Genomic DNA, 26,669 nt, shown 5'->3' on the forward strand with positions numbered 1-26,669 from the left:
GTACGCCGCCGGAAACAATCGTCGGCGCCCACCCTGGCCCATTGACGAGAGGCCCAGAATCCTCAGCGCGGGTCTCCGTCGGATGGACCACCCTCATTTTCGGGCGAAGGCCATGATGTGCCACCCAGACCAGCGAATCAACGGCTTGGGGAGCACGGAGAAGGCGGGCACGAAAAGCCAGTTGTACAGAAGGCCCTTCACACCGCCGTGCAAGCGCGTCCTGACCGGAAAACGCTCGCACACCAGACGCACCTGTCGAAAGCCCTCCAAGAGCTTGCGGAACTCGCCTGCACTGAACACCCGCAACACCGGGGCATCCTCGTGTTCCAGCGCCACGTGCATCACCTTGGACAGAAGGCGCAGCCAGGAGTGACGATTGTACACCATCATGATGGCCTCCCCTCCTGGCTTCAGGACACGGTATATTTCCCGGATCATCTTTCCCGCATCGGCCGTGTACTGCAGCACACCGTGGGCATAGACCACATCGAAGCTATTGTCGGCAAAGTCCATTGCCTCGCCGTTCATGACGAGAAACTCGCCGGAGAGGCCCCGGAGCGCGAAATTCTGTTTCGTCAGGGCAATAGATTGCTCGGCCAAATCAATGCCGGTGACGATGGCGCCACCCCTTGCAAAGCGTACGAGGTCCACTCCTGCCCCACAGCCCACCTCCAGCAGCCGTTTGCCGGCAAAGCCACTGAAGTCAACCAATCGTGGCAGATAGCGGAGCTTGTCAAACCGGTATTCGTCAAGATCTTCAAAGAAGCCTAGTGTTCCCACCTCGTGCCGCACCACCTCCAAGTCGTGGATGTGGCTGTTCCAGTACTGGCGAATCTCCTCAATCAGGGTTGAGGGTGAGGCGGCGAGTGTCATGCTGCCCTCCGCATGTACAAGTCATACCACTTCTGAAACACCATGAGGGCCCAGAGCTGATGACTGTGATTTGCCTTTCCGGCCAGATGCTCCTTGATAAGCGACTCGACATAGCGATCCTCGAAGTACCCCTGGGCGCGCAAACGTTCGGGCGAAAGGAGATCCAACATCATGGGGCGCAACTCCGCCCGCAGCCAGTTCTTGATGGGGATGCTGAAGCCTTCCTTACCCCTTGTCAGAATCTTTTCCGGCAGGATGCCCCGCATGGCCCTCTTGAGAATGTATTTGGTCTGTCCATTGCGGAGGCGCAGCCAGCTTGGCATGCGGCCCACTAGCTCCACCAGCCGGTAATCCAGGAATGGCACCCTGGCCTCCAGAGAGACAGCCATGCTCATGCGGTCCACTTTGACCAGAATGTCATCGGCCAGGTAGGTCTTGATATCCACATATTGCTGCTGGCTCAACGGGTCAGCGCCCCGGGCCTGCTCAAAGTAGGCCTCAATGAACTCATATGGGTTGGTTCCCGCCAGGGCCTCTTGCAGTGGGGGCGTGTACAGGGCCTGCCTTTGCGCCTGGGACAGAAAGATCATCCAGCGCACGTGCTGCAGATGCTCAGGCAGAGCCATGCCCTGCACGAACCTCGTGGTGCGGTTGATCAGGCCCTTTTTCTTCTCGGTGGGGGGAAGGCGCCGAGCCAGGGGCTCGATGACCCCCTGACGCAGCACACGCGGCAGGTGGAGGTAAGAGCGAGCCAGGCGGTCAGCCAAGTATGTGTCGTATCCGGCCAGAAGCTCGTCCCCGCCATCCCCGGACAACGCAACGGTCACGTACTGGCGCGTCATCTTCGAGACCATGTACGTGGGAAAAATGGAAAAGTCACCCAACGGCTCGTCCAGGTGGGCGATGAGGGTTTCGGTCAGTGAGACCGCGTCCGGGGTAATGATCTCCTCGTGGTGCTCGGTGCCGAAGGCGTGCGCCACAGTACGAGCATAGTCCAACTCGTTGTAGCTGGCCTCGCTGAAGCCGATGGAAAAGGTCTTGACCGGCCGGTCCATGGACCGGCTCATCATGGCCACCACGGAGCTGGAATCAAGCCCGCCACTCAGGAAGGCACCCAGGGGCACGTCGCTCATGAGGCGCATTTGCACTGCGTCACCAAGGAGTGACACCAGCTCTTCGCCCCATTGCTCTTCAGACTTGATGACCGGCTCCCCAGTACCGAATGCGAGGTGCCAATACTCGCGCACACGAGCCTGACCGTCCTGAAGCAGCAGCGTGTGCGCCTGGGGGAGTTTTGCCACGCCGCGGAATATGGACAAGGGTGCCGGGATGTACTCGAAGGTCAGGAAGGTGTCCAACGCGCGCACGTCCAGCTCCCTCGGCATGTCCTCCACTTGGAGTAGCGACTTGAGCTCGGAGCCGAACACCAACCTTTGGCCGTCAAAGGCATAGTAGAGCGGCTTAATGCCCAGCCGATCGCGCGCCAACAACAGCCTCCTGGACCGCGCATCGTAGAGGGCAAAGGCGAACATGCCGTTGAAATATTCCGGGCAGCGCTCGCCATACTCTTCGTAGGCGTGCGCAATAACCTCGGTGTCGGCTTTGGTGCGAAAGCGATGCCCCTTGGCTTCCAACTCGCGGCGCAGCGAAAGGTGGTTGTAGATTTCGCCGTTATACACCACCCACACGGTGCCATCTTCATTGCTGATGGGCTGCTTGCCCGTGACCAAGTCGATGATGCTTAGCCGGCGCATCCCCAGACCCACACCCTCGGCAAGAAAGAAGCCGTCATCGTCGGGCCCGCGGTGCACGATGACCTGCGCCATGCGCCGCAAGAGATGGGGGTCCACCTTTCTCGCCCCGTCAACGTAGTAGATGCCGCAGATGCCGCACATCAAGTAAACCTTTGTCCAAGAATGGTTGTAGCCCTCCTGCCCACACAAAAGGCACGGAGCCAGCCCTCCACCCCGTGCCCTGCGCAGCAGACGGATTGGCCACGGGAGTCTTCAGCGCCCCACAGCAACGTACTCGAACCCTTTCTCCCGCATCTTGTCCGGCTCGTAGATGTTGCGCAGGTCGATGACCACTGGCTTGCGCAACAACTTTTTCAGCCGATCCAGGTCCAGGCTGCGGAACTGGTTCCATTCGGTGAGGAAAACAAGCGCGTCCGCGTCCTTGGGCACTTCGTAGGTATCTTTGCAATAGTGCACATCTGGGAGGATTTTCTTGGCTTCCTCCATAGCCGCAGGGTCGTACGCCTTCACCTTCGCACCGCCTTGCAGCAGCGCATTGATGATGGTGATCGATGGGGCCTCGCGCATGTCATCGGTATTAGGTTTAAAGGAGAGGCCGAGCACCCCGATCACTTTCCCTTGCAGATCACCGACTGCATTCTTGATCTTGTCGATCATTATTTGTCGCTGCCGCTCGTTGACCTCAATGGTGGCCTTGACGATGCGGAGGTCGCAGCCCACCTTTTCAGCAACCTGCACTAGTGCGCGAGTGTCCTTCGGGAAACACGACCCCCCAAAGCCGGGGCCTGGATGCAAGAACTTGCGGCCGATCCGGTTGTCCAATCCCATCCCCTTGGCCACGTGGTGCACATCTGCTCCCACCCGCTCACACACCATCGCGATCTCGTTTATGAAGGAGATCTTGGTCGCAAGAAAGGCGTTGGAGGCATACTTGATGAGCTCCGCACTGGCCAAGTTGGTGATCACAAAGGGGGTCTCGATCAGGTAGAGAGGCGAGTAGAGGTCCTTCATGATGGCGATAGCCTCGCTGTCCTCGCCGCCGATGACCACCCGGTCCGGCCGCATGAAGTCATCAATAGCCGAACCCTCCCGCAGGAATTCCGGGTTGGAAACCACGCTGAACTTGACCTTGTGCGTCTGGTGTTTTTCGATAATCTCTTTGACCCACTTGCCTGCACCTACCGGTACCGTGCTCTTGTTGACTATCACCTTGTAGTCATTCATGTAGCGGGCAATCTCTTTTGCCACCTCGGCCACGTGCTGCAAGTCGGCTGAACCGTCCTCTTTCGGGGGAGTGCCCACAGCGATAAAAATGACCAGGGAGCGTTCGGTTGCCGGCTTCAGATCGGTGTCAAAGTGCAGGCGTCCCTCGCGCACGTTCTTGGCCACCAGGTCGTCTAACCCTGGCTCATAAATGGGGATGATCCCCTTCTTGAGCTTCTCGATCTTGCCATGGTCTTTGTCCACGCAGACCACATCATTGCCCAACTCGGCCAGGCAGGTGCCCGTCACCAGCCCCACGTATCCGGTTCCCACCACACAGATGTTCATGCGCCTCCTCCTTACCCTGTCAACCTGTCCCTACTGTATCCTTCTCATGACGCGCCGTAGCCAAAGAGCACCACAAAGATGGTCTTCAACAGGATTTTCACATCTAACCACAAGGACCAGTTGTCAATGTACTCCATGTCCATTTCCATCCAGCGTTCGAAGGAGATCTTGTTGCGTCCGCTCACTTGCCAGATGCAGGTGATGCCCGGCTTGAGCGACAGCCTGCGCCGTTGCCACACCTCATACATCTCCACCTCCACTGGCAAGGGCGGTCGCGGCCCCACAATGCTCATGTCCCCCTTCAGCACGTTGAAAAACTGCGGCAACTCATCGATGCTGGTCTTGCGCAGAATCCGACCCACTGGCGTTACGCGCGGGTCCTTCCTGATCTTAAAGACCGGGCCGTCCATCTCGTTCATCTTCTCTATCTCGCGGCGCTTCATCTCCGCCCCGACAATCATGGTGCGGAACTTGTACAACGTGAACTTGCGCCCGTTCAACCCACACCGGGTCTGCTTGAAGAGCACCGGCCCTTTCGAGGTCAACTTTATCGCCAAAGCAGTGGCGGCCATCAGCGGTGCAAAAAGGATAATGAAGAAGATGGACAAGACTATGTCCATGGTACGCTTGACGAAAAGCTCCCACTGGCGTGCCCTGAAGGTCTCGAACTCCAACAGCGGGAACCCACTGAAGTCTGTTTGGCGAGTGCGGGCGATGTGCAGGTCGTAAAGGTCCAGACTGATGGCGGTGGAGATTCCTTCCTTCTCGCAGGCGAGGATGGCCTCGTCGATGCGATGGAGCCATAGCCTAGGTACCACAAAGATCACCCGGTCAATGACCTTCCGATGAATGATGAACGGGATGTCCTGAATCCGCCCCAGCACCCGGTACCCCTCCACTTCCTTGCCATACATCCCGTGTTCATCATCGATAAGACCCACAATGCGCAGCCCCCAGTTGGCATGGTTTTTCACCGCACGGATGAATTCCCTTGCCCTCTTGCCCGTCCCTACAATCAGCAAGTTGACCTGGTTGTAGCCGCGCATGTGGATGTAATCGAGGAAGGAGAGGAAAAGCCTCTTTTCCACCAGCAGCATGAGGGTAGCGGTGAAGGTGAAGACGGCGATAAAGAAGCGACTGGTGAGCTGCGCCTGAAGGGCAAACACCACACTGCCTGCAGCAATCCCGGCCAGAAGGCTCCCTCTAATGATAATCGACGCCAGCTGGCCAAAGGTCTTGAGCCGGAACTCAGTGTACAGGCCCAAGAACCCCATCAATATCACCCACAGAGGGGGAAAGATGACAGGCATCCACATATTCCCGCGCGTGAAAACAAGGAGCCCCTGTAATGTTGGCCCTCGGCTGTAGGCCTTGATGGAGAGCTCAATAAGCTGGCGCAGCCATTCGTCGAGGAAATAGGCAATGACAAACGAGAGCACCACCACCAGGAGGTCCAACACCCTCGCCACACCGCGCAGGAATATTTCCTTTTCCTCTACCATCGACTTTCAGGAACGACTTGCATTCTTGCGGTACCACTCCACAAACTGGGGGATGCCTTCCTCGATCGGCACCTTGGGCGCATAGTCCAGCTCCTTCTGCGCCCGACTGATATCTGCATAGGTAATTGGCACGTCGCCGGGCTGCTCCGGCAGCACTTCGACGTGGGGCCGCTTGCCCAGGCAGGAGCTAATGAGCTCAATCAGATATCTCAGTTCCACAGTGCGCGATTCGCCGAGATTGTAAATGGCATAGCCCTGGCAGCGCTCCAGCGCCGCCACCACACCATCGATGATGTCAGTGATGTAGGTGTAGTCACGTCGCGAGCTTCCATCGCCAAACATTGGTACTCGCTCGCCGCCGTCAATGAGCCTAGTGAACTTGTGAATGGCCATGTCTGGCCGCTGCCGCGGACCGTACACGGTAAAAAAGCGCAAGCAGCTCACCGAGATGCCAAACAGGTGGTGGTAAGTGTAGCAAAGCAACTCACCTGCCTTCTTGGTCGCGGCATAAGGCGAAACAGGGTGATCCACAGGGTCGTCCTCAGCAAAGGGGACCTTGCGGTTAGCACCGTAGACGGAACTGGAGGAGGCGAACAGAAACTTTTGCACGCCGTGCTGCCTGGCCATTTCTAAGAGATTGTTTGTGCCCAGGCAGTTAACCTCCTGATACAGGAGCGGCTCGCGAATGGAAGGCCGCACACCGGCACGGGCAGCGAGGTGGATGATGGCATCAAACCGCTCCTGAGAAAACAGTCTCTTCAAAGCAGTAAGATCCCGTATATCGCCTTCCACCAGATAAAAGTCATCCTTTTCCAGTAGCGCCTGCACATTAGCGCGCTTGACTGCCGGGTCGTAGAAATCATTAAAGTCGTCAAACCCCACGATGGTGTGCTGCTTTTGTAACAGCCGCTCAGCAAGGTGTGAGCCAATAAAGCCGGCTGCGCCGGTTATCAAAATGTGCATACTTTTGTCCTCGCCTCAGGGAACGCCATCGCCCACCACGTCCTTACCCACCCCCTCAGTAGTGGTAGTAGCTGTAGGCCTGGTGTGAGCGGTACGACTCCACGCCGTTGAGGATCACGCCGAGGACGTTGACCGGGATGTTCTTCAACGCCTCCAGGCGCTCTCTGGCCACATCTCTCCTTGTTTTGCCGGCGCGAATGACGATGGGCATCGCATCTACCTGCGTACCGATGACGATGGCATCAGTGGCGGCATTGAGGGGTGGACTGTCGAAGATGACCACGTCGAACCGGCGACGCACCTCCTCGATGAAGCGGCGCATCTGCAGCGAACCTAACAGCTCCGATGGATTGGGGATCAGCGCGCCACAACTCACCAGCGACAAGTTGGGGATGTGCGTCTCGGAGACGATTTCCGACAGGGTCGCCGTACCGGACAAGTAGTTGGTCAGTCCCGGCTCCTTGGGACACCCGAACGTGTTGTGGAGCACACCTCGCCTAAGGTCGCCGTCCACAAGCAGGGTGTTTGTCTTTTGCTGGGCAATGATGATAGCCAAGTTGGCAGCGGTAAAGGACTTGCCCTCGTTAGGCGCAATGCTTGTAATCACCAGAGCGCGGATCTTGCCCGCTTGCTTAGAAAAGAGCAGGTTAGTGCGCAGCGCGCGATAGGCCTCGCCGATGGGGGTGGGCGAGTAGTCGTGGGTCACCAACAGCCTGTCCACCAGACGCGCGCGCTGCGAGTCGTCGTATTCACTCAGGTCCTTGAAGTCCAATGCCGGCACGGCTCCCAACACCTGCAGGCGGAGGAAGGCGCGCACATCTTCCGCGGTGCGAATGGTCTTGTCCGCCAGTTCCAGAATGGCCGCGATCAAGCAGCCAACCAATAGTCCGAGCAGTCCCCCGAGCATAAGAACCTTCTTGCGCCCCATGGAAATGGGAGCTTGCGGCACGGTGGCGCGGTCCAAGAAGCCAATCTTCTGCGCCTCGACGGACTGAGCAATTCGCTCTTCCTCCAACAGACGCAGCAGCTCGTTATACAGCCGCCCGTCTGCTTCTGCTTGGCGCTGCAGCTCGGCGTACTGATCCATGATCACCGGCGCCACCGCCTTCTGCGAGCGGAATTGTGCGATCGTCCTGCCCAGCTCCTGCTCCTGCTGATCTAAGGACGTAAGATACTGTCGTGCCGCCTCAGCTATGGCTCGATACTCGCGCACTATCTTATCGTTCAACTCGCGATATTGCGGATGTGCATCGGTGAGGCCTCGGCCCACCACTACTGTCTGCCACTGCCGCTCCAGGTCCCCCAGACGTTGCATGGCCAGCTGCACCTCAGGCACGGTGGCCAGCCCTTCGGTCTGGGCCAGCGCGTGGACCACAAACCGTCCCGTCTGTTCACGTCGTTCTGGAGAAAAGTCCGAACCCAGCTCATCCACCAAGATGCGCAGGGCTTTCTTGCGGTCGGTGAGGGCGCGCTGCTGGGCCTCCAGTCTCACCAGCACATCGCTCTGCTGAACTGCGCCTGCCGCCTCGACAAAGGGATAGCGCTGTTTGAATTTGCGCAGCTCCTCAGCGCTGGCCCGGTATTTCTCCTCTGCGATTCTTGCCCTTCCTTCCAACACGCTGATGGTGCGCTGCGCATCCCGCCGCCGCATGTTTCTCGCTTCTTCGATGTAGATTTCCGCCACGTGGTTGACCATGTTGGCCACACGCACCGGGTCAGTGTCGGTCATGATGACCGCCACCACATCAGCCGGAGTGCGGAAGATGGTCTTGACCCGACTTTGGAGAAAGCTCGCAGCACTCTGCAGGCTGCGCACGCGGAAAGGGATACTCAGCGAAGGGGCGTACACATCGCGCCGGAGGCGAAACGTAAAGCCGTTGACTGTGAGGGAACTGTCAATTATCTGGCTGACCGGGCCCCTGGCCAGCACCACATCCCCCTGCCCTTCGATCTTCTTGAGGGTGTAGCCCCCCTGCGCATCGAGGTCCAGCACGTAACCACCGGTAACCGGCTCCTGTTCAGCGCGAAACTCGAGGAAGACTTGTCCAGGTGCCATACTGCGGAAAGCCCCCTGGAGCTCACAGGTAAGACCAAACTGTGCTGCTGCTCTCTCGGCAAAGGAACGGGTACCAAACTCCCAGACGTGCGCGGTCTCGAGGGCTGCGCCTCCGCCGCCTTTCCCCTCGTAGCCACGGACATAGATACGAGCAGTGGCGCTGTAGAGGGGTACCATCTTACTGGCGCGATAGGCTGCTATCGCCACCGCCAAGAGAGTCACCCCCACCACGATCCATTTGCGACGGAAGATGCCGCGCACCAAGCGTCCCAGATTGAACTGAGACGGTGGCGCCTCCTCTTCCAACATCAAGCTTTCTATGTTGGGCAGGCCCCCGTCGGCAGGCACACCCATACTATTCCCACCTCTTGATGGCAACGTACAGTGAAACCAGGGAGACCATAAACTGGAAGTAGTAGACCACGTCGCGGAAGGTCACACGCGGCACGCGCGGCGCATAGATGACATCGCCGCTGCGCACGCCGATCTCCATGAGAGATGAGCCCCGTTCCCAACTTGCCAGCAAACTCTTGCGCACCGTTTGCCCGCCACGCCTAAGCTGGAGGCGGCGCAGGTCACAGTCCGGCCCTGGCCCTCCCGCTCGCTCGATGACGCTCCAAAGCGCATCACGGGGGTCAACCCGATACGAACCGGGCTGCCGAAACTGCCCTAACAATGTCACCCGCACCAGCGGCGTGACCATGATGATCGGGTCTTTGGTATAAGGGCGGAGCTTCTCCCGCAGCACCTCGATGAGCCCCTCTGGGCTCAGACCCACAACTTTGAGCTTGCCAAAGATGGGCAAGGTAATAAAACCTTCCCCGTCTACCACGTACTCGTTGCTAAACTTGGTGGCAAAGGTTTGCAATTCCGCCCGCTCCCAGCTCTCCCAAATGAAAATGCGCACACCGTCTCCGTAGCCGAAAGTGGGAGCCGCCTTGTCTGCACCTGATTGACACCGACCAGGAGCTGCCATCGCCGTGCACAACAAAAAGGCCACGGCCAACGCGACCGGGCCTCGCCCTCCTCGTTTACGGTGGGCTTCAGCTCGCACCCAGAGGAGTGTACCCGCATGAGTTGCCATAGGGAGTTTACTCATGTCTCAACGCGACCGATAGAATCTATAGCGCTTTTCTTTAGTGTCCAGGTTCAACCGCTTCAGGAGGCTGCGCACCTTGAAGTAGTTGAGGCGCGTGTAACCGAAGCGGGGCGAGTTCAGGGCGCGCATGACCCCCCATGCTCCGCTATTCGGGTTTTCCAGAACGATCTTGCGCACCTTCTCGGTGAGGGGCAAATCGATAGCCTCAGCTGGCCGCATGAACTGCCCTTGTTCACCGGCAAAGACACGGGGGCCCTCCGCCGTAGCCAGTGCGGGTCTCGTGGTGCTGGGCTGTGCAACCCGGACCGCTGGCTGCACGTCGAACTCCAATGAGGGCACCACCTGGCGGCGCACGCTTCGGGAAAGGTCATAACCCGTGCAGACGTCAAAGTCGTCGATCGCCTCCTCGATGCTTTCATAAGAGGTGAGGATGCGGTTGAACTCCAGCATCTCAAACACCTCACGGACTTCGGGGGTCATGTGCACAATCTTCAGATCCCCGCCGGCCTCCCGAATCGTCCTAATCTCCCCTACAAAAACGCCCCACCCAGCGCTGCTGATGTAATTGACGGCACTCAGGTCGACGACTATCTGGTAGTGCTCCTGCTGGAGAAGGCTTGCCACCGCCTTGTGCATTTCGGGAGCCGTGGTTGCGTCCACGTACCCCTTCACGCGAAGAAGCGTGACGGTACCTGCTGCGCCTACCTGCGATGTGCGGAGCTGAATTCCCTCCATCGGTGCCTTCGGTTGCTACCTCACCAAAGTGCACTGCCGGGCACTTTCACTTGGCAACTATAATGCCACCCCACGCGGCATCGATATCTCACGTCTAACTCTTCAGAAACGATAGACTTGTTCTCGCCTGCCCGCTTCCCCAAAAGGGCTGCCACAGGCGCGCCTGTCGTCTCCAGAAACAGGATGTCCCAGGCTGCGACAGCGCTCCTCACTTCCGCCTGCTCATCTCAAGCTTGGTATACAGCTTCACGTACTTGCTTGCGGAATTCTTCCAGCTGAAGTTGCTCCGCATCGCACTTTTGACCAGCTTCCGCCACACCTTTTGGTCGGCCCATACGCCAAGGGCCCGTTCCACCGCCTGCAGTAACGCCTGAGCATTGTATTCCACGAAAACAAACCCGTTGCCCGTGCACCGCTCAGGGTCGAACTCGGTGATGGTATCGGCCAGCCCGCCGGTCGCGCGCACGATAGGGATTGTGCCATAGACAAGGCTGTACATCTGGTTTAGCCCGCAGGGTTCATATCGGGAAGGCATGAGGAACATGTCCGCACCCGCCTCAATCTGGTGCGCCAGGGCATTATCAAACCGTAGGTTCACCGAGACTTTTTTCGGGTAGCGCTTGGCCATCGAGGCGAAAAGCTTGTGGTACCTGGGCTCTCCTGTTCCCAGCAGCACAAACTGCAGGTCATGTTTCATCAGCTCGGGAAATGCTTCGGCCACCAAGTCAAACCCCTTCTGGTCCGCAAGGCGGGATATCATGCCGAGCACCGGCACTTCGGGCATATACGGCAAGCCCAAGTTCTCCAGGAGTGCTCTCTTGTTTTCGGCCTTCCCGGCAAGATCCGTAAGGGAATAGTTCTTCGCAATGAGCGGATCCGTTTTGGGGTTCCACACGCTGTCGTCAATGCCGTTCAAAATACCGAAAAGCGCTTCGCGCCTGGAGCGGAGCTCGTCCATGAGGCCACAGGCCAACTCTGGGTCGCTGGTGATCTCCTCCGCATAGCGCTCGCTCACCGTGGTGAGCGCATCCGCAAAAACGATACCCGCTTTCAAGAAACTCAACTTCCCGTAGAACTCCACTCCACCGTCTGGGCGAAAGAGCTCCTGGGGAAGACCGGTGAGCGCAAACTTTGTCTTGCTGAACACCCCCTGGTAGGCGAGGTTGTGAATGGAGAAGACCGTGGAGGTCTTAGCAAAGAGCCGTTCCTGGCTGTACGTCGTGCGCAGGAGAACGGGAATCAGACCGGTATGCCAGTCGTTGCAGTGGATGACGTGCGGCTGCCAGTGGAGCAACTTCAGCGTCTCCAGCACACCTTTGCAAAAGAAGGTGAAGCGCTCAGCATTGTCCGGCCAATCTTTGCCCGTCTTTGGGTCCGTGTAGAGATCTGGTCGCCCGAACAAGGGAGGGTAGTCCAAGAAGTAGACCTGAACTTTAGTGTCTGGGATGAATGCCGACTTGACGCTGCCTACGAGCTTTTCACCCCCCAGGTCCACGACGACTTCTTTGAGCCGGATCACCTCCCGCAGCACGTAGCGCCGCTCATTGATGACGCCGTACTTGGGCATCATCACCCTGATATCGTGTCCCAGCTCCTGCAGCGCCTTCGGAAAGGCGGCGGCTACGTCAGCAAGCCCGCCGGTCTTCGCGAATGGAGCTACTTCCGAGGCCACATAAAGGATCTTCAACGGCGATCTCATTGCGTCCTCACGCGTCAGTGATCAACACAGCGCTGGCTATAATACCGCAAAAGATGACCTTTGAAGATACGAAATTCCCGTGCCAAAATCAATGAGAAAAAAGCTCTTAGCCCATGACGACGCGGGTGCCGCCTACGTGCCTTTTTGCAGCAAGGCAACCGCTTCGACGTGCCAGGTCTGCGGGAACATATCCACCGGGGTGACCCCAAGGAGTTGGTAACCGCACTGAACCAGCATCGCCACATCCCGCGCCAGTGTTGCTGGGTGGCAGGAGACGTAGACGACCCGGCGCGGTGCGATCTCACACACCAACTTCAACACGCGCGGATGCACACCTGCACGAGGTGGATCCAGTACCACCACTTCCGGCCGAGGGGCTTCGTCTCGCTCCAACACTCTGGCAAGTGTGGTTCGCACGTCCCCACTGACGAAACGACAGTTTCCCACACCATTGCGCACGCAGTTCCGGTGCGCGTCCCGCACCGCTTCCTCCGCCAGCTCAAACCCCCAGACTTCCCGGGCCTTTTCGGCCAGAAAAACGCTGATCGTACCGGTGCCACAGTAAAGGTCGTACACCACCTCCTCACCCTGGAGAGCAGCATACTGCACCGCTATCCCGTACAGGCGCTCTGCCTGCTGTGGGTTGGACTGAAAGAAGGAGGTGCTTGTAACTTCAAACACATAGCGCCCCAGCCGTTCTTCAATGTAGGGACGTCCTACCAGGACTCTCTGGTCCTCTCCGTAGGCCACATTCGCAGGGGAAGTAGATACCGTGGCGACAACCCCTACTACGGAGGGAAACTCTCGGACCAGCCCGGAGGCAAGGGCAGAAAGGGTCTCCTCCCTGGATTCAGAGACTACGAGGTTCACCAGCACCTCGCCGGTCTGTTTGCCCTCCCTAATAACCGCATGGCGCCAGAAACCCTGTCGACTTTTGGTGGAATAGGCAGGGAGCCCGGAGTCGCGGGCGAACGCACGCAGGTAGGCGAGGATCTCATTGCTGAGCGGAGAGAGCAGCTGGCAGTTTGTCACCTCCACCACAGTGTCGTAGCGCCCTCGGGGGTGAAGACCCAGGAACAGTCCCTCCCTTTGGAACTCGCCATCTCCAAGGAGCTGGGTTGGCACCCACTGGCGATCCGCGAAGGCGAATTCCATTTTGTTCCGATAGAAGAACTGCGCCGGACTGGCCAGGATGGGCGCCACCGGTGGTGAGGGCAATCCTGCGACCCGCTGCAGGTTGTCCACCACGTGCTGGCGCTTTGCCTCCAGTTGTGCCTCGTAGCGCAAGTTCTGGAGCTGGCAGCCCCCGCAATCCGGAAAGTGCGGACAGGCCGGCGTGGTGGCAAGAGGCGACTCGCGCACTACTTCGATAATCTTCGCCTCCGCGTAGCTGCGCCTTCGTCGAATAATGCGCACCCGTGCCTCTTGCCCCGGCAAAGCCCCCTCGACGAACACGACAAAATCCCCGACGCGCGCCACGCCCTTACCACCGAAGGCAAGTGAAGCAATAGGGAGGGTTAACTCCGCGCCCTTCTCCACCTTCGCCTCTTCCACGGTCAGCGCCCCTCCTTCACGCTGGTCAAGGAACGACAAAACGCCCCCCTTGCCCCTCCTTTCGCAACTGCCTTCTGAAGGAGCCTCTCACCGTGCCACATAGCGGACCAATCGCCTCGCTCCCGCATAATGCTCGCGAAAATAGTCTTCCTCGAGGCTCGAGAGGATGACACCCTTTGTAGGGCTGGCGTGGACGAAAAGGCCTTTGGCCACATAGATGCCCACATGCGCCACCTCTCGCACGCCCGGCGCACTAAAGAAGACGAGATCGGAAAACCGCAGCGAATCCTTGGCCACTGCTTCGCCCATGCTTTGCATCCCCTCTGCCGAACGGGGCAGGACAAGCCCCCAGGCGCGCCGGAATACGGTGGAGACAAAGCCGGAGCAGTCCGCACCCTCTGGGGACGAGCCGCCCCAGAGGTACGGCGCACCCAGGAAGGTCTTGATCTCATTTGCTAAAGCGACTATCTGCTCGTCGCTCAGGCCGGTCCATGTGCGCGTTGCCGGTGAGGAAGAGGAGTAGGTCCCAGCTCCTGCTTTCCCTGTGGCCCAGTCGGTCGCAGGCTGCGCGCCTTGTACCGAGTAATCCCCGCTCCGTGCGCGGGGCACAGGCTCAAAGTAGCTGCAGCCAGCACCAAGGATGAGCGCCGCCACCACCGCCCACCACCATACGGTTCTCACCGCCCCTCCACTACAGGCACGGTAAGGTGTGCGTTTGGCACCACGGCGAGCTGTCCACCCGGTGGCAGCTGGCTAAGCGCCTGTTCCAATGCTCGCTCCGGAGAGGGTTCCACGTCGACACCCATGGCGGCGCCTGCGGAGACTGATAACCCGCCGACCACGGTGAGTCGTATCCTCTGCAACACCCCGCGAAGTCCTAGCGCTGTGACGCCGAAACTTCGGTAGGTCGCGCCAAGCTGGCGCGCCAATTCCCGCTGCGATGGGGCGGCGAAAAACTCCAGAAAGTGCTCTGCGCCAACACCCTGGGGGCAGGCCGCGAAAAGTACCAGGTGTCCCCCATCACTCACCAGTGATGAGGCATTTCGGATTGCGCGATACGCTTGTACAAAGGTGTCATCAAAAGGGGAGCCCCCGCAACTGGCCACAACCAAGGGTAGGCGTTGTTCCACCGGTACCCGATAGAAGGCATCGGCCAATTGTCGCGCCTTCGCCCAGCTGGCGGTCAGCGCCCCTGCACACGCCTCACGAACTCGACCTTGCGCATCTACGATCACATGCAGGGCAAAATCCACCTGCACGAACTTCATCGAATCCATGATGTCATCGTAGACCGGGTTGCCTTCGGCAACCCCAGGAGCGCACTCGGATACCAGCCCTCCGGCCTCCTGGTCGATGCCCAGTGCGTGACAGCGGTGTACTGTCTCTAGGGCGACACAACCGGGGTTCAACAGCTTGGGCCCTCCTGCGTAACCGGTGATTGGGTGATGACTGGTGCCCCCCGCCACAATCAGGCGCTCCGCCTTGACCACTAACTTATGGAACCATACCGGCGTTCCCTTGATGGTCTCTCCCACGTGCACCAGGTCGGCCTGCTCACGACAGTCGTGGTCCACGAGGCGCACACGCCGAAAGACCTCTGGCCCCACCACTTCCAGTCGGTCTTCCTCTCGTTGCCGGCCATGACTGCCAGTGGCAAAGAGAACAGTGATGTCGGCATCCTGGATACCCTTGCCATTGAGTATCTCTAACAGGTGAGGAAGAAAAATCTGCGCTGCGCACCGTCGTGAGGCATCAGGTACGACGATGGTGGTGCGCTCGCCTCGGCGCACCAAGCGGCTCAAAGGCGGGGAGCCTATAGGCCTTGCCAAGGCCTGCCGGAGGATTTGCTCTTCTGAGAAAAGCGGCTCGCCCCCTATGCCCACAACCGATAAAACCCTCTCTCCGGGAAGCTCTACTGTAAGTACCGATCGTCCATAGGGCAGATGCAGCTCCATAACTCCTTCCGAGTTGTGACTGCTCTTGCTGTGCACATAAAATTAGCCGAAAAAAGAGTCATTTTCAACACCTTTTTCTCTCTCCCAAAGGCTGACAAAGGCCTTGCTTGTTTCGCGGTTTTTGCCTACTTTTGGCACAAGGCGGCAGACATCTGAGCAAGGGCCGAAGGTAGCTGGGAATTGATACTTTGTGGTCTGGTTCTGTTCGCGCTCAGCCTTTACGCGCTCGTCCTGTGCCGGATAGCGACGGGCCTGCGGGCGTTGAGACCCGGTACCGCCAGGGAGCAGCCGCGCGTCTCGGTGATATGCGCCGCCAGGAACGAGGCTAACAGCATCGACGACTTTGTGCGATGCCTGGTAAGCCAGACCTACCCCAGCGATCGGCTGCAGTTTGTGCTCATCGATGACCGATCCGAAGACGGCACCGCACAGATGTTGGCCCGCTGGGCCCAAAGGGACCCGCGCGTGCTCGTGGTCCATGTGCGTGAGCTCCCGACAGGCGTTGGTCCGAAGAAACACGCGCTGGCCAAAGGCATTGCTCACGCGGAGGGAGAGCTCCTTCTGCTCACGGACGCAGATTGCCGCCCCCCCGCAGGCTGGGTCGAAGGTCTAGTCCGCTATTTCGAGCCCGACGTCGGCCTGGTGGCCGGCTACGCTCCGCTTATCGGGAAGGGCCTGCTGGGGGCAGTGGTGGGCATGGACACCCTTGCCTCGGCCGCCATAGCCGCAGCCGGCATTGCGCTCGGCAGACCAACCACCTGCACGGGCCGCAATCTGGCTTACCGACGTGCGGTCTACGACCAAGTGGGTGGCCTCGTCGCGATTATGAACTCCCCATCAGGGGACGACGACCTGTTTCTTCACCTGGTAGCTCGGCACACAAACTGGCAGATGCGCTATGCCATCTGTCCATCCACGTTTGTCCCCGGTGCGGCGCCTGGGTCCGTGGCGGAGTTGGTTAGGCAACGCCGTCGGCACCTCTCGGCTGGGTGGCACTACCCGAGCCCTCTCAAGCTGGGTTACGCGCTGCTCCACCTCGCAAACGCACTATTGTGGCTGGCCCCAATCGGGGCATTGCTCTTGGGCGGGCCGGTTGTCGTTCCGGTCGCAACCCTGGCCGCCAAACTGGTGCTGGATTGGTTCATCCTGCGCCTCGCCGCACGGCGATTCGGCGAAACTTTCAGCTGGGCAGCGTTCTGCATCTGGGAACCCTACTTTGTTCTGAGCAACGTGGTCCTCGGCTTGTGCAGCAGAGTCGGACAAATCCGCTGGCGCCAATGAGCGCCGGCACCTCACTGGGAAGGATCGGCCGCAGCGCAGAGCAACTATTGCCATCCCGCGCACACCCTAACTACAGGAGGTGGCGCTCTTACCACCAAGCTGCGCGGCGCCGTGGTGAGCTTGCTGCCGAACTTTTGGCAACCTTGCTTCCTCATCGGTCGGTGGTGCTGGATGTCGGCTGCGGTGTGGGCGGGACAAGCGTTGCTTTGGCCTGCAGAGGGGCGGTGGTTCTCGCCTTGGAGCGAGACCGCCGCCGTCTGGACGTGACAGGCGAGCTGGCCGAAGCAGCACGCGTTCAGCTCACTCTCGTGCAAGGAGATGGAACCGCATTGCCCTTCAAGGATGGGAGATTCGACGCGCTGATTTTGCAGGATGTGCTCGAGCATGTGAGCGCGCCGGGACTGTTGCTCCAAGAGGCCGCCCGTACCCTAAGGAAAGGTGGGCTCCTTTTTCTTGTCACCCCCAATCGCTGGTCGCCCTGCAATGTGCTATCTGACCCTCATTGGGGGCTACCGCTTGTCGCGGCTCTCCCGCGTTGGGCAGTGGCCCTCCTCACGCGAAGACGAAGGGCAGAAGGCCCTGAGGGCAGCATAGTGCCCGCGTTGCTCTCTCTGCGCTCCTTGCGCGCGCTGATGCAGGAGGCGGGGCTTGTGATGAACTTTGTCAACCGTGCCGCGGCACGCCTCATCGCCTTAGAGCCGCGTGCGGCTTTTTGTGCTCCCTGGCACCTCCGCCTGGCTCATTGGGCAAAACGAGCCGGAGTGCTCCACTGGCTGCCTCGACTCGTGAGCGACCGCGCGGGGGCTTTCAACTGGTGGCTGAATCCCGCCTGGTACATTGTGGCCCAAAAGCAATGAAGGAAGTGGCTCTCGACAGGCTCGTTCGTGCTCTCACGTGGCGGCGAATGCACAACCTCGCCCTTGCCGTGTCTTCCTATGCCACCTCCGTTGCCACTGGCCGCCCGCACGTCTGGGGGCTGCCCGCCATCCTCATGGTTGAGCCGACTAACCGCTGCAACCTGCGCTGCCCGGAGTGTCACACCGGATCAGGGCAAATCAACCGTCCGCCTGCGCGCCTTCCGTTAGACCTCTTTCGTCGCCTGATGGACGAAGTGGGCGAGCAGCTGGTCTATCTGCTCCTTTTCAACCAGGGCGAGCCGTATCTTCACCCTGACTTTCTCGGCTTCGTCCGATATGCTAAGCGCTTGGGCATCTACGTGACCACCAGCACTAACGGCCACTTCTTTGACGATCCAACGGTCGTGGCAGATACCGTCACCTCCGGGCTGGACACCGTGGTGGTGTCGTTAGATGGGGCCGACCGGCAAACCTACGAGTTGTATCGCCGCGGAGGCTCTTTTGATCGCGTCACTCGAGGTGTGAGGAATCTCGTCACTACTCGCGAGCGGCTTCTGAGCTCAACGCCTCGGGTTTTCGTGCAGTTCTTGGTGCTTCGGCACAATGAGCACCAGCTGCCCTCTATCCGCCTTCTGGCCAGCGAGCTGGGTGCAGACCGCCTGTTGGTAAAAACGGCGCAAGTAGCAACGGCCGCCGAGGCGGAACAGTTTCTCCCGCGTCAGGAGCGCTACCGCCGCTATCGCATCCAGCAGGGACACCTTGTCCCGAAAGGCACGCGCCGACTGCCATGCCGACGCCCTTGGCTGAGCGCGGTAGTGAACAGCGACGGCCGGGTTTCGCCATGCTGCTTCGACAAAGACGGCCGCTATGCCATGGGCAACGTCGCCGAGGCCCCGTTGGCCGCGATCTGGTCGTCAGCCGCATACAATTCATTTCGCGAGCGGATTCTAAATGGAGAGGAAATCGACATCTGCACCAACTGCACCGAGGGGAGGCGCGTTTTTGTCTAGACGTCGCGGAGTCCACTTGGCCAAGCTGCTCGTGGCCTTGTTGGTCATGACCGTTCTCGTACGGCGCATTGAGCCAACGCGCATATGGGCAACATTTAGCAGTGCCCGCCTGGAATGCTTTGGCGTCGCGCTTGCGCTCTCTGTGCTCAACCTTTACCTCCAGTATTTCAAATGGCGCTACCTGGTACGGCTCATCAAGCCAGAGGTTTCCTTGCGCGAGTTGCTGGCATCGCTCTTCGCCGGCTTTACCCTTGGCTTCATCACCCCAGGACGGGTGGGCGAATTCGGGCGAGTGGTATTCATCAAGGACCGACCGTGGGTCACGCTGCTCGGCCTGGCGCTGTTGGACAAACTCTATGCCGCCGCGGTCCTCTACCTGGGGGGAACGGCAAGCCTCCTACTCCTGCTCTTTGCCCGTCTGGAGCAACCATTGGTACTGTGGCCCCTGGCACTGTTTGCGACCGTGGTCCTGCTGTTGCTTTTCTATTTTGTGTTGCACCCCGAAGCGATACGCACCCTCCTTTACGGGATTAACATCACCCTGCCCTTTCGGGAAAAGATCAAACAGCTCATCGCCACCTTCGACCACTTCGGGCGGCCGCAAGCGAGAGTGCTTCTGGGCCTGTGCGCCCTGTTCTACATGGTGTACATCGGCCAATTCTATGTTCTCGCTTTGGCGTTTGAGTCGGTGCCCCTGCTCCCATCGCTCCAGGCGGCAGCGGCAACGCTCTTTGTCAAGACGCTCATGCCCATCTCCCTCGGCGACTTGGGCGTGAGGGAACGAGCGGCGGTGGAATTTTTCTCGTACGTCCATGCTCAAGAGACGACCGCCTTCAACGCTTCGTTGATGCTCTTCGCCATCAATGTGCTTCTGCCCAGCCTGGTGGGCCTCATCTTCATCTTGCGAGAAAAGCTGATTACCCAGACGGAGTCTTCTAACCAACCGCAGGAAGCTCTTGGCCGCCAGGAGCGGAAAGCCCACAACAGAATCCAAGGGAGCTGAGCACCCCCGGGGATTCGCCTGACCGGTTTTCGCCACGAATCGAGGCCGAAAGTGCACATGTACCGGATTCCGTGCATCGTGACCAAGCTCATCCCCTGTTCGGTGTGGCGTGGGCCGCGCATGGAGGAAGTCTACCTCACGTTTGACGACGGACCTGACCCGCATGGGACGCCCTTGACTCTGGATCTCCTGGAGGCACACGGGTGTCTGGCTACCTTCTTTGTGCTCGGCTGCCGCGCTGCGGCCCACCCTCAGCTGGTGCGCCGGCTCCTGCAGGCGGGCCATGGCCTGGGCACCCACTCCTTTGCCCACACCCGCCTGGGGCATCTTAGCTCCGCAGCGATTGTTGAGGACATCCGCCGCACCGATGAGGCGGTGGCGGCCCTTGTGGGGCGGGTGCCTCGCTGTTTCCGCCCGCCCTACGGCTCTGTGAGTCCGGCGCTGTTTAAGGCTGCGGCAGCCACCGAGAAACGCGTCGTCTTATGGTCGTTGAGCAGCGGCGACTATCTTCCCCGCCTTGACCCGGAGCGCTTGGCGCACAGGCTGCTTCGCAAAGTGCGCGGGGGCGACATTGTGCTTTTCCACGATGGGCATGCCAACGCACCACGTACTGCCCGCGTTCTGGAACTCTTGTTGCCCCAGCTGCAAGTCCGTGGCCTGCGTCCTAATGCCCTCCCCATTGCCTTGCCGGGAAAGTGGTCAGCCATGCAGGAAAAAGGGCCTTGAATTTTCTTAGGGATTTGCTAAATTCCCACAGTCCTTCGGACCAGGCGTCGAATGCCCAGTGAGGGTTTTGTCAGTTCGGCAGGAGGAAGCTCTGCGTAGACTCATCCTTGTACTTTCCACCTCATGCATGCTCTTCGCTCCGGCGCTCACCGTGGTCGGGCAGTCGGTCAATGTGCCGATGGACCACTGGGCCTACCGCCTGCTGGAGCGGCTGGAAACAAAGGGCCTTGTGCGCAAGATGGGGTTGCGTGCTATGCCCATGTCCCGGGCGCAGGTGGCTGAGCTCGTCGCTACAGCCGATAAGGCCGCGCAGGAGGACCCTTCCTTGCTGAGTAGGAGCGAACGAGAGCTCTTGGAGCAACTCAAAGGCGAACTCTGCGACGAGCCCTCGATTGCCGCTCTCCACGTGCAACCGCGGTACCGTGAACGTCACCTGATGCGGTGGCAGGAAGGCACAAGCCTCGCCTTTGTGGACGCGCTCCTTGCGCTCGCTGTGGATGGTCACCGCGCCGACACCATGCAAAGCGGGGTTCGGCAGTGGCGCGCCATGGGGGGAGGTATTGTGCGTGGGAGTCTGGGCGGCCGCCTGGGCTTCTACGTGGACGCGCGCAACACCATGACGCGCGGCGGGACCGTACCGGAGGAGAGCTTTGACCCGCAGCGTGGAATGCCTCTCGTCACCTCCGGCCGCAACGTCTACTCCGACCAGGCGGAGGCGTACGTGATCCTCCAGACGCTCGGCGCCCAAGTGCAGATTGGCAGGATGCAGGCACACTGGGGCCCGGGTTGGCGCGGTGGCCTGCTTCTGTCCCGCAATGCTCCCCTTTTCGACGCGTTCCGGCTCACGCTGCCGTTCAAGCGGTTTTCTTTTACCGCCATCCACGCCTTTCTTACCAGGATGGGCGGCCCTCGCTACCTCGCTGCGCATCGCCTGGAGATAGCCCTGGCTGATTGGCTCACCCTGGCTGGCTCAGAGAGTGTACTCTACGGAGGTCGGGACGTAGAATTCAGCTACCTCAACCCGCTCATGCCCTACCACGTGGCAGAACACCACTTGGGAGACCGAGACAACAACATGCTGAGCTTCGACATGACGGCATTTCCTCTCGCACACATAAAGGTGTATGGCGAGCTTCTGCTGGACGATATGACCCTGACCAAGAATCCCCTACGGTACTACGGGAACAAGTTCGCCTTTACCATCGGCGGGCACTGGGTTTCGCCCCCGGGTCTGCCAGAGGGAGTAATACGCCTGGAATACACGCGCGTCGAGCCCTTTGTCTACACCCACTACGACTCGCTCAACGTCTATGTGCACTACGATCGCATCATCGGCCATTGGCTGGGACCGGACGGCGATAACGTAGCCATGGCGGCCGAGTACCAGTGGAGCAGAGACATCTTCACCCAGCTCCTGGTGCAGTGGCGACGAACGGGCCAAGGCGGCCTGTGGAAACCGTACCCGGAAGGCGGCTCAGAGCGGAAGTCGTTCCTCTCTGGAGTGGTGGAACACGAGAGGTCCGTGGCATTCCAGGTGATCGACCAGGTGCGAAAGGATGTCTTTGTCTCATTGACCTACACCGGGGGGCACCTGAAAAACCGTGCCCACGTGTTGGGCGAGGCAGGATATGAGCGCCGAGCCACCATCTCGGTCGCGGTGAACTATTAGAAGGCATCCTCCGTGGTCGCGACCGCTTTCACTATTCTGCTGCTGGCACTCGGGGCGATCTTTGCGCTTTTCCTGCTCGCGTTGCTCATCGGCCTCATGCGTCCGGAAGGGCCGCGAACAGAAGAACGCCCTTCCGTGACCGTCGTGGTGGCGGCACGGAATGAGGAAAGGACCATCCGGCGGTGCGTGCGCGCTCTGCTCGCCCAGGACTACCCTCCCGGCAAGTTGCAGATCGTGGTTGTGGACGATCGCTCCGAGGATAGGACTGCGGCGCTCGTGGAGGAGCTCGTGCCCGCACACTCCCACCTCGAACTGGTGCGGGTAACCGAGTGCCCGCCCAATTGGTCACCCAAGAAGCACGCCATCAATATGGGCATTGACCGCGCCCGGGGCGAAATCATCATGTGCACCGATGCCGACTGTGAGCCGCCTCCCACCTGGGTGACAGGCGTGGTCTCCTATTTCACACCGGAGGTAGGGCTCGTGACTGGGCGCTCATGCCTTGTCTCGGCCTCCTCCCCATGGCTGGTGGCTCGTTTGCTGGAGCTCGATTCCCTGGCGATGGCCTGCGTTGCGGCCGGGGGTGTCGGGCTCGGCGTGCCCCTCACCTGCACCGGCACCAACCTCAGCTACAGGAAAAAAGTCTACCAGGCAGTGGGCGGCTTTGCAGGGGTAGAGCACCTGCTCTCCGGCGATGACGACTTGCTCCTGCACAAAGTAGGTGCCACCTCATGGCGCATTCGCTACGCTTGGGACCCCCGCACCGTGGTGACAAGCTCCGCGCCGGAGAGTTTTGCCCATTTTGGACATCAACGCGCGCGACACGCTTCCAAGGGGTTCTTCTATGCCCCGTGGCTCACCGCGCTGCTGGTGGCGATTTACTTCTTTCACTGCGCGCTCCTGGTAGCGGTGCCATTAGCCACTCTTGGCCTGATAGCCCCGTGGGTCCTGGGAGCAGGGCTCGCGTTGGCCTGGATTCCAGAGTTGCTCCTGGTCGGATGTGGCGCTGCGCGCTTTCGCAGGTGGCATCTGTGGCCCTTACTGCCTTTGGGAGCGCTCCTTTACATCCCCTATGTGGTCATCTTTGCCACCTGGGGCGCATTGGGCAAATTCTCCTGGAAAGGCACCACGGCCCGGAAGGGCGTGCGAATCGCCGAGGCTGAAACATGACCGAGTGGTTCTCCACCGCGCTTCTGGTGTTGGCCGCAGTCTACGCAGGGGTGGTACTCCTCTTCTGGCTCGGACTCTTCTTCCCGAGGCGGGGGATTAACCAACGCCAATACTCGGTCTCGGTGGTAATTGCCGCGCGCAATGAGGAGCGTACTATCGAGCGCCTGCTGGAGGACCTCGCCCACCAGACTTATCCCCGCGACAAGTACGAGGTCATTGTGGTGGACGACGACTCCACTGACCGCACGGCGGAGATCGTTCAGCGGGCTGCACAAAAGTACCCGCACTTCCAGTATGTGCGCTCGGCACCTGGTGACGGCACGCTGAGTCCCAAGAAGCAGGCGCTGGCCAGCGGGATCGCCCAGAGCAAGGGGGAGATCATTCTCACCACCGACGCTGACTGCCGCGTGCGCTCCACGTGGATAGGGACGATGGTATCGTACTTCCTGCCGCGCGTGGGCATGGTGGCGGGTTTCTCCCAGCTAGGGCGCAAACATGAGCGCCGCAGCACTATCGAGCAGTTGCAGGCCATAGACTTTCTGGCACTCATGGCTGCTGCGGCCGGTTCGTGCAACCTCGGATTCCCCCTGGCAGCCTCTGGGCAGAATTTGGGGTACCGGCGCTGCGTGTACGAGGAGGTGGGGGGATTTCGCGCCATCGGCCATCGCATCTCCGGCGACGACGTGCTCCTGCTGCAGCTCGTGCGACGGCGCACCCGGTGGCGTCTGCGCTTCGCCTCGAGCCCTCGTGCCTTCAACACCAGCGAGCCGGAGCCTAGTCTCCACCGCCTGTTTCACCAGCGCGTACGCTGGGCATCCAATGGTGCCTTCCAAATCAGGCAGAACGTGGCCTTTTTCGCCTACATCCTGTGCGTCTACCTTTTCAACCTCTCCCTGCTGGTTGGGGGAGTGTGCGCCCTTTTTGTGCCGACCCTTCGATTAGCAGTTTCCGCTGCCTTTGCGGCAAAAGTAATCGCGGAGCTGCTGCTGCTACTGCGGGCGGCTCACTGCTTTGGGCGAGGCGACCTTTTGCTCTACTTCCCGCTGTGGACGCTGGCGGAAGTGCCTTACATCGTGGTCGTCGGCATCGTCGGTACATTCGGCAAGTTCTCGTGGAAGGGGCGCCGGGCCAATGCGGCTCTCCGGCGCCTTGACGGCCAAACGTTACCAAGTGACAGCAGCCCCCCAACCGACAAAACCGAAACAAGCTCTTCCCCAACGTGAGGAGCCGAACAATGCTGGTATCGCTTGCGCTACTCATAGGCCTCTGTTATCCCTCGGCAAGAACCTGGGATGAAAGAGGAGACCAGTCTCTCATCCAGGAACAGCTTTCCTACAGCATGCGCTACGGGAGCTTCCACGCGGGTGAGTTCAATACGGAGGTGCTGCGGACCTCCGAAGGCCGAATCACGCTTAAGGCTACCATGCGCACGCCAGCGCTGTACCGCAGATTTTTCTGGGCAGACAATTCTTACCTCAGCGAAGTAGATACGGCCCTGGTGCCGCGCCGCGTGGTCAAGAAGATTCGCCAGAAGAATATCGCCCACACCATCGAGTATGTGTTCGACCCTCTCAAAGGCACCGCCAAGACCACCGACGGTCGGGAATGGCCGGCACCCCAAGAGACGCGTGACATTCTGTCCCTCGTGTACCATCTGCGAACACGGCCTCTTGCGCGCGGCGAAAAGCGCGTCTACGTTCTGGACGGCGAAGGCCTGACCTGGCGCGTCACCGCAGAGAACCTCGGACCAGAAAAGGTGGACGTGCCGGCAGGCAAGTATACTGCGCACAAAATTCTGCTGCGCACTGTCGGGGCCACCTCGCCAGGATGGCGCGCATGGAAGACCGATATCCTCACCAACCGCCTCGCCGGTGCGACATCCGGGCTGTTCATCTGGATCAGCACCAGCAAGGGGAGGGTCCCGGTGCAAATGGTCTTCCCTTCCTCGCCTTTCGACCTGCGCATGACCTTGGAGCGCTCCAGTGGCACCTCACTACCGGGCGAGGGGCGTTGATGGCAGTGTTGACGCTTTTACTGGGCATACTCGGGATCACCTACTCGATAGTCGGCCTCTGGCTTTTTCGCGCGCTGCGCCGCTCGCCAAGAGGTGAGAGAACGGATCTGCCCAGAGTGACGGTGGTTGTGGCCGCGCGCGACGAGGAAGCCAACCTGCCTTACTGTCTTGCCTCGCTCGCCGTGCTGGATTACCCTTTGGACCGGCTGGAAATCGTGCTCGTGGACCACGACAGCCGAGACCGCACGCCGGAACTTCTGGCCAGCTTCTGTGCACGCCACCCTCACGCGCGCGTGGTCCATGTCAGCGACGGGGTGCACACACTTTGCGGCAAAGCGGCAGCAGTGGCAGCAGGGATTGAACATAGCCACGGGGAGATAATCCTTTTGACTGACGCAGACTGTGCCGTTCCCCGCAATTGGGTGCGGTCCCTTGTGCGCTACTTCAGCGAAGGCGTGGGGATGGTGTGCGGATTCACCACGGTAGATGGTCGCGGAGGCCACTTCGCGCAGGCTCAGGCGCTGGACTGGCTGTATTTATTGGCTGCAGCTGCAGGGGCGGGCATTCGGGGGAGGCCGCTCACATGGGTGGGAAACAATCTTGCCTTCAGACGTCAGGCCTATGACGAGGTGGGCGGCTACTCAGGCGTGGGTTTTAGCCTGACCGAAGACTTTGCCTTGTTCAAAGCCATCTGCGCCACCCGGCGCTGGGATGTGCGGTTCGTCACCGCGCCGGAGGCCCTGGTCTTGACCAGGCCGCGAAAAGGGTGGCGGGAGCTCTTCCGCCAGAGGCTGCGCTGGGCCGTAGGGGGCAAATCGGTGGCTCCGCTGGGAAAGGTGCTGCTTGCCTTGGGCGGTGGTGTACGACTGCTCCTTGGTCCTGCCCTCGTCCTTGCTCCGCTCCGTCCCACGGCACTTCTGTTGCCGGTTACGGTTTTGCTCACAGACATGGTCATTCTGGCTCGGATGTGCCGGAGTCTGGGGCTAGGCGAATTGTTGCGCGCGTTTGTGCGGTTTGAGGCCCTCATCGCCAGCTACATGGTCGCGGGCGCAGCCCTTCTTCCCTGGGTCCGCGCCCTCCGCTGGAAAGGCACCACGTACCCAGTAGGACGAGGAGCAGTTAGTCCTCCTCCGCCTGCCCCAGTGCCCCGGTCCCAGAGGACAGAGGAGTCCGTCGAGTCCCACTCGTGGAGTTGATC

The 26,669-nt window shown here is 60.1% G+C and carries 22 protein-coding genes; 10 read left to right on the top strand and 12 right to left on the bottom strand.

Features of this window, described 5'->3' with window-relative positions:
* Window positions 1-93: 93 nt before the first annotated feature.
* The 12 genes from ONB25_00060 to larA form a co-directional block, all read right to left on the bottom strand.
* Window positions 94-873, bottom strand: a complete 780-nt coding sequence (locus tag ONB25_00060) for a methyltransferase domain-containing protein (protein ID MDZ7391281.1) — start codon at window positions 871-873, stop codon at window positions 94-96.
* Window positions 870-2,768 carry an asparagine synthase (glutamine-hydrolyzing) gene (gene asnB, locus ONB25_00065; GenBank protein ID MDZ7391282.1) on the bottom strand — a complete coding sequence of 633 codons (1,899 nt, stop codon included), beginning with the start codon at window positions 2,766-2,768 and terminating at the stop codon, window positions 870-872. Before asnB ends, ONB25_00060 begins: the two co-directional genes overlap by 4 nt.
* Before the next feature lie 111 nt (window positions 2,769-2,879).
* Complete coding sequence (locus tag ONB25_00070; GenBank protein ID MDZ7391283.1) at window positions 2,880-4,178, bottom strand: UDP-glucose/GDP-mannose dehydrogenase family protein; 1,299 nt, start codon at window positions 4,176-4,178, stop codon at window positions 2,880-2,882.
* Between the two features lie 44 nt (window positions 4,179-4,222).
* Window positions 4,223-5,680, bottom strand: coding sequence for a sugar transferase (locus ONB25_00075; GenBank protein ID MDZ7391284.1), 1,458 nt, complete (start codon window positions 5,678-5,680; stop codon window positions 4,223-4,225).
* A gap of 6 nt (window positions 5,681-5,686) precedes the next feature.
* Window positions 5,687-6,643: a GDP-mannose 4,6-dehydratase gene (locus tag ONB25_00080; protein ID MDZ7391285.1), complete on the bottom strand. Its 957-nt coding sequence runs from the start codon at window positions 6,641-6,643 to the stop codon at window positions 5,687-5,689.
* 55 nt (window positions 6,644-6,698) lie between these two features.
* Window positions 6,699-9,053, bottom strand: coding sequence for a polysaccharide biosynthesis tyrosine autokinase (locus tag ONB25_00085; protein ID MDZ7391286.1), 2,355 nt, complete (start codon window positions 9,051-9,053; stop codon window positions 6,699-6,701).
* Between the two features lies 1 nt (window position 9,054).
* On the bottom strand, window positions 9,055-9,675 hold the full coding sequence (locus tag ONB25_00090) for a polysaccharide biosynthesis/export family protein (GenBank protein MDZ7391287.1): 621 nt from the start codon (window positions 9,673-9,675) through the stop codon (window positions 9,055-9,057).
* 126 nt (window positions 9,676-9,801) lie between these two features.
* Window positions 9,802-10,533, bottom strand: a complete 732-nt coding sequence (locus tag ONB25_00095; GenBank protein MDZ7391288.1) for an STAS domain-containing protein — start codon at window positions 10,531-10,533, stop codon at window positions 9,802-9,804.
* Window positions 10,534-10,741: 208 nt separating this feature from the next.
* Window positions 10,742-12,232, bottom strand: a complete 1,491-nt coding sequence (gene glgA / locus ONB25_00100) for a glycogen synthase GlgA (protein MDZ7391289.1) — start codon at window positions 12,230-12,232, stop codon at window positions 10,742-10,744.
* Window positions 12,233-12,364: 132 nt separating this feature from the next.
* The gene (gene rlmD, locus ONB25_00105; GenBank protein ID MDZ7391290.1) at window positions 12,365-13,786 is read right to left on the bottom strand and encodes a 23S rRNA (uracil(1939)-C(5))-methyltransferase RlmD; all 1,422 of its coding nucleotides are present in this window, start codon (window positions 13,784-13,786) and stop codon (window positions 12,365-12,367) included.
* 87 nt (window positions 13,787-13,873) lie between these two features.
* Window positions 13,874-14,467: a C40 family peptidase gene (locus tag ONB25_00110; GenBank protein ID MDZ7391291.1), complete on the bottom strand. Its 594-nt coding sequence runs from the start codon at window positions 14,465-14,467 to the stop codon at window positions 13,874-13,876.
* A complete protein-coding gene (gene larA, locus ONB25_00115; protein ID MDZ7391292.1) occupies window positions 14,464-15,741 on the bottom strand; it encodes a nickel-dependent lactate racemase in 1,278 nt (425 codons plus the stop codon). Before larA ends, ONB25_00110 begins: the two co-directional genes overlap by 4 nt.
* A 180-nt stretch (window positions 15,742-15,921) precedes the next feature.
* Between larA and ONB25_00120 the strand changes: the two genes are divergently transcribed.
* The 10 genes from ONB25_00120 to ONB25_00165 all read left to right on the top strand — a co-directional run bounded on the left by ONB25_00120 (window position 15,922) and on the right by ONB25_00165 (window position 26,667).
* On the top strand, window positions 15,922-17,022 hold the full coding sequence (locus tag ONB25_00120; GenBank protein ID MDZ7391293.1) for a glycosyltransferase: 1,101 nt from the start codon (window positions 15,922-15,924) through the stop codon (window positions 17,020-17,022).
* On the top strand, window positions 17,019-17,879 hold the full coding sequence (locus ONB25_00125) for a class I SAM-dependent methyltransferase (protein MDZ7391294.1): 861 nt from the start codon (window positions 17,019-17,021) through the stop codon (window positions 17,877-17,879). The genes ONB25_00120 and ONB25_00125 overlap by 4 nt, the downstream gene beginning before the upstream one ends.
* Window positions 17,876-18,889 (top strand): radical SAM protein, encoded by a 1,014-nt coding sequence (locus ONB25_00130; GenBank protein MDZ7391295.1) that lies wholly within the window; start codon window positions 17,876-17,878, stop codon window positions 18,887-18,889. The genes ONB25_00125 and ONB25_00130 overlap by 4 nt, the downstream gene beginning before the upstream one ends.
* Complete coding sequence (locus ONB25_00135) at window positions 18,882-19,892, top strand: flippase-like domain-containing protein (protein MDZ7391296.1); 1,011 nt, start codon at window positions 18,882-18,884, stop codon at window positions 19,890-19,892. Before ONB25_00130 ends, ONB25_00135 begins: the two co-directional genes overlap by 8 nt.
* Before the next feature lie 57 nt (window positions 19,893-19,949).
* A complete protein-coding gene (locus ONB25_00140; GenBank protein MDZ7391297.1) occupies window positions 19,950-20,618 on the top strand; it encodes a polysaccharide deacetylase family protein in 669 nt (222 codons plus the stop codon).
* Window positions 20,619-20,685: 67 nt separating this feature from the next.
* Complete coding sequence (locus tag ONB25_00145; protein ID MDZ7391298.1) at window positions 20,686-22,287, top strand: capsule assembly Wzi family protein; 1,602 nt, start codon at window positions 20,686-20,688, stop codon at window positions 22,285-22,287.
* 12 nt (window positions 22,288-22,299) lie between these two features.
* The gene (locus ONB25_00150) at window positions 22,300-23,457 is read left to right on the top strand and encodes a glycosyltransferase (GenBank protein MDZ7391299.1); all 1,158 of its coding nucleotides are present in this window, start codon (window positions 22,300-22,302) and stop codon (window positions 23,455-23,457) included.
* Window positions 23,454-24,680 carry a glycosyltransferase gene (locus ONB25_00155; protein ID MDZ7391300.1) on the top strand — a complete coding sequence of 409 codons (1,227 nt, stop codon included), beginning with the start codon at window positions 23,454-23,456 and terminating at the stop codon, window positions 24,678-24,680. Before ONB25_00150 ends, ONB25_00155 begins: the two co-directional genes overlap by 4 nt.
* 11 nt (window positions 24,681-24,691) lie before the next feature.
* Window positions 24,692-25,471, top strand: coding sequence for a DUF3108 domain-containing protein (locus ONB25_00160; GenBank protein MDZ7391301.1), 780 nt, complete (start codon window positions 24,692-24,694; stop codon window positions 25,469-25,471).
* On the top strand, window positions 25,471-26,667 hold the full coding sequence (locus ONB25_00165) for a glycosyltransferase (protein ID MDZ7391302.1): 1,197 nt from the start codon (window positions 25,471-25,473) through the stop codon (window positions 26,665-26,667). The genes ONB25_00160 and ONB25_00165 overlap by 1 nt, the downstream gene beginning before the upstream one ends.
* Window positions 26,668-26,669 lie beyond the last annotated feature (2 nt).

It is taken from the genome of candidate division KSB1 bacterium (assembly GCA_034506335.1).
Taxonomy (GTDB): domain Bacteria; phylum Zhuqueibacterota; class Zhuqueibacteria; order JANLFK01; family Oleimicrobiaceae; genus Oleimicrobium.

What these genes read in the sequence shown, in the direction of transcription:
- ONB25_00060 (MDZ7391281.1), bottom strand. Translation starts at nt 873, where the DNA reads ATGACACTCGCCGCCTCACCCTCAACCCTGATTGAGGAGATTCGCCAG.
- asnB (MDZ7391282.1), bottom strand. Translation starts at nt 2,768, where the DNA reads ATGTGCGGCATCTGCGGCATCTACTACGTTGACGGGGCGAGAAAGGTG.
- ONB25_00070 (MDZ7391283.1), bottom strand. Translation starts at nt 4,178, where the DNA reads ATGAACATCTGTGTGGTGGGAACCGGATACGTGGGGCTGGTGACGGGC.
- ONB25_00075 (MDZ7391284.1), bottom strand. Translation starts at nt 5,680, where the DNA reads ATGGTAGAGGAAAAGGAAATATTCCTGCGCGGTGTGGCGAGGGTGTTG.
- ONB25_00080 (MDZ7391285.1), bottom strand. Translation starts at nt 6,643, where the DNA reads ATGCACATTTTGATAACCGGCGCAGCCGGCTTTATTGGCTCACACCTT.
- ONB25_00085 (MDZ7391286.1), bottom strand. Translation starts at nt 9,053, where the DNA reads ATGGGTGTGCCTGCCGACGGGGGCCTGCCCAACATAGAAAGCTTGATG.
- ONB25_00090 (MDZ7391287.1), bottom strand. Translation starts at nt 9,675, where the DNA reads ATGGCAGCTCCTGGTCGGTGTCAATCAGGTGCAGACAAGGCGGCTCCC.
- ONB25_00095 (MDZ7391288.1), bottom strand. Translation starts at nt 10,533, where the DNA reads ATGGAGGGAATTCAGCTCCGCACATCGCAGGTAGGCGCAGCAGGTACC.
- glgA (MDZ7391289.1), bottom strand. Translation starts at nt 12,232, where the DNA reads ATGAGATCGCCGTTGAAGATCCTTTATGTGGCCTCGGAAGTAGCTCCA.
- larA (MDZ7391292.1), bottom strand. Translation starts at nt 15,741, where the DNA reads ATGGAGCTGCATCTGCCCTATGGACGATCGGTACTTACAGTAGAGCTT.
- ONB25_00125 (MDZ7391294.1), top strand. Translation starts at nt 17,019, where the DNA reads ATGAGCGCCGGCACCTCACTGGGAAGGATCGGCCGCAGCGCAGAGCAA.
- ONB25_00130 (MDZ7391295.1), top strand. Translation starts at nt 17,876, where the DNA reads ATGAAGGAAGTGGCTCTCGACAGGCTCGTTCGTGCTCTCACGTGGCGG.
- ONB25_00140 (MDZ7391297.1), top strand. Translation starts at nt 19,950, where the DNA reads ATGTACCGGATTCCGTGCATCGTGACCAAGCTCATCCCCTGTTCGGTG.
- ONB25_00155 (MDZ7391300.1), top strand. Translation starts at nt 23,454, where the DNA reads ATGACCGAGTGGTTCTCCACCGCGCTTCTGGTGTTGGCCGCAGTCTAC.
- ONB25_00160 (MDZ7391301.1), top strand. Translation starts at nt 24,692, where the DNA reads ATGCTGGTATCGCTTGCGCTACTCATAGGCCTCTGTTATCCCTCGGCA.
- ONB25_00165 (MDZ7391302.1), top strand. Translation starts at nt 25,471, where the DNA reads ATGGCAGTGTTGACGCTTTTACTGGGCATACTCGGGATCACCTACTCG.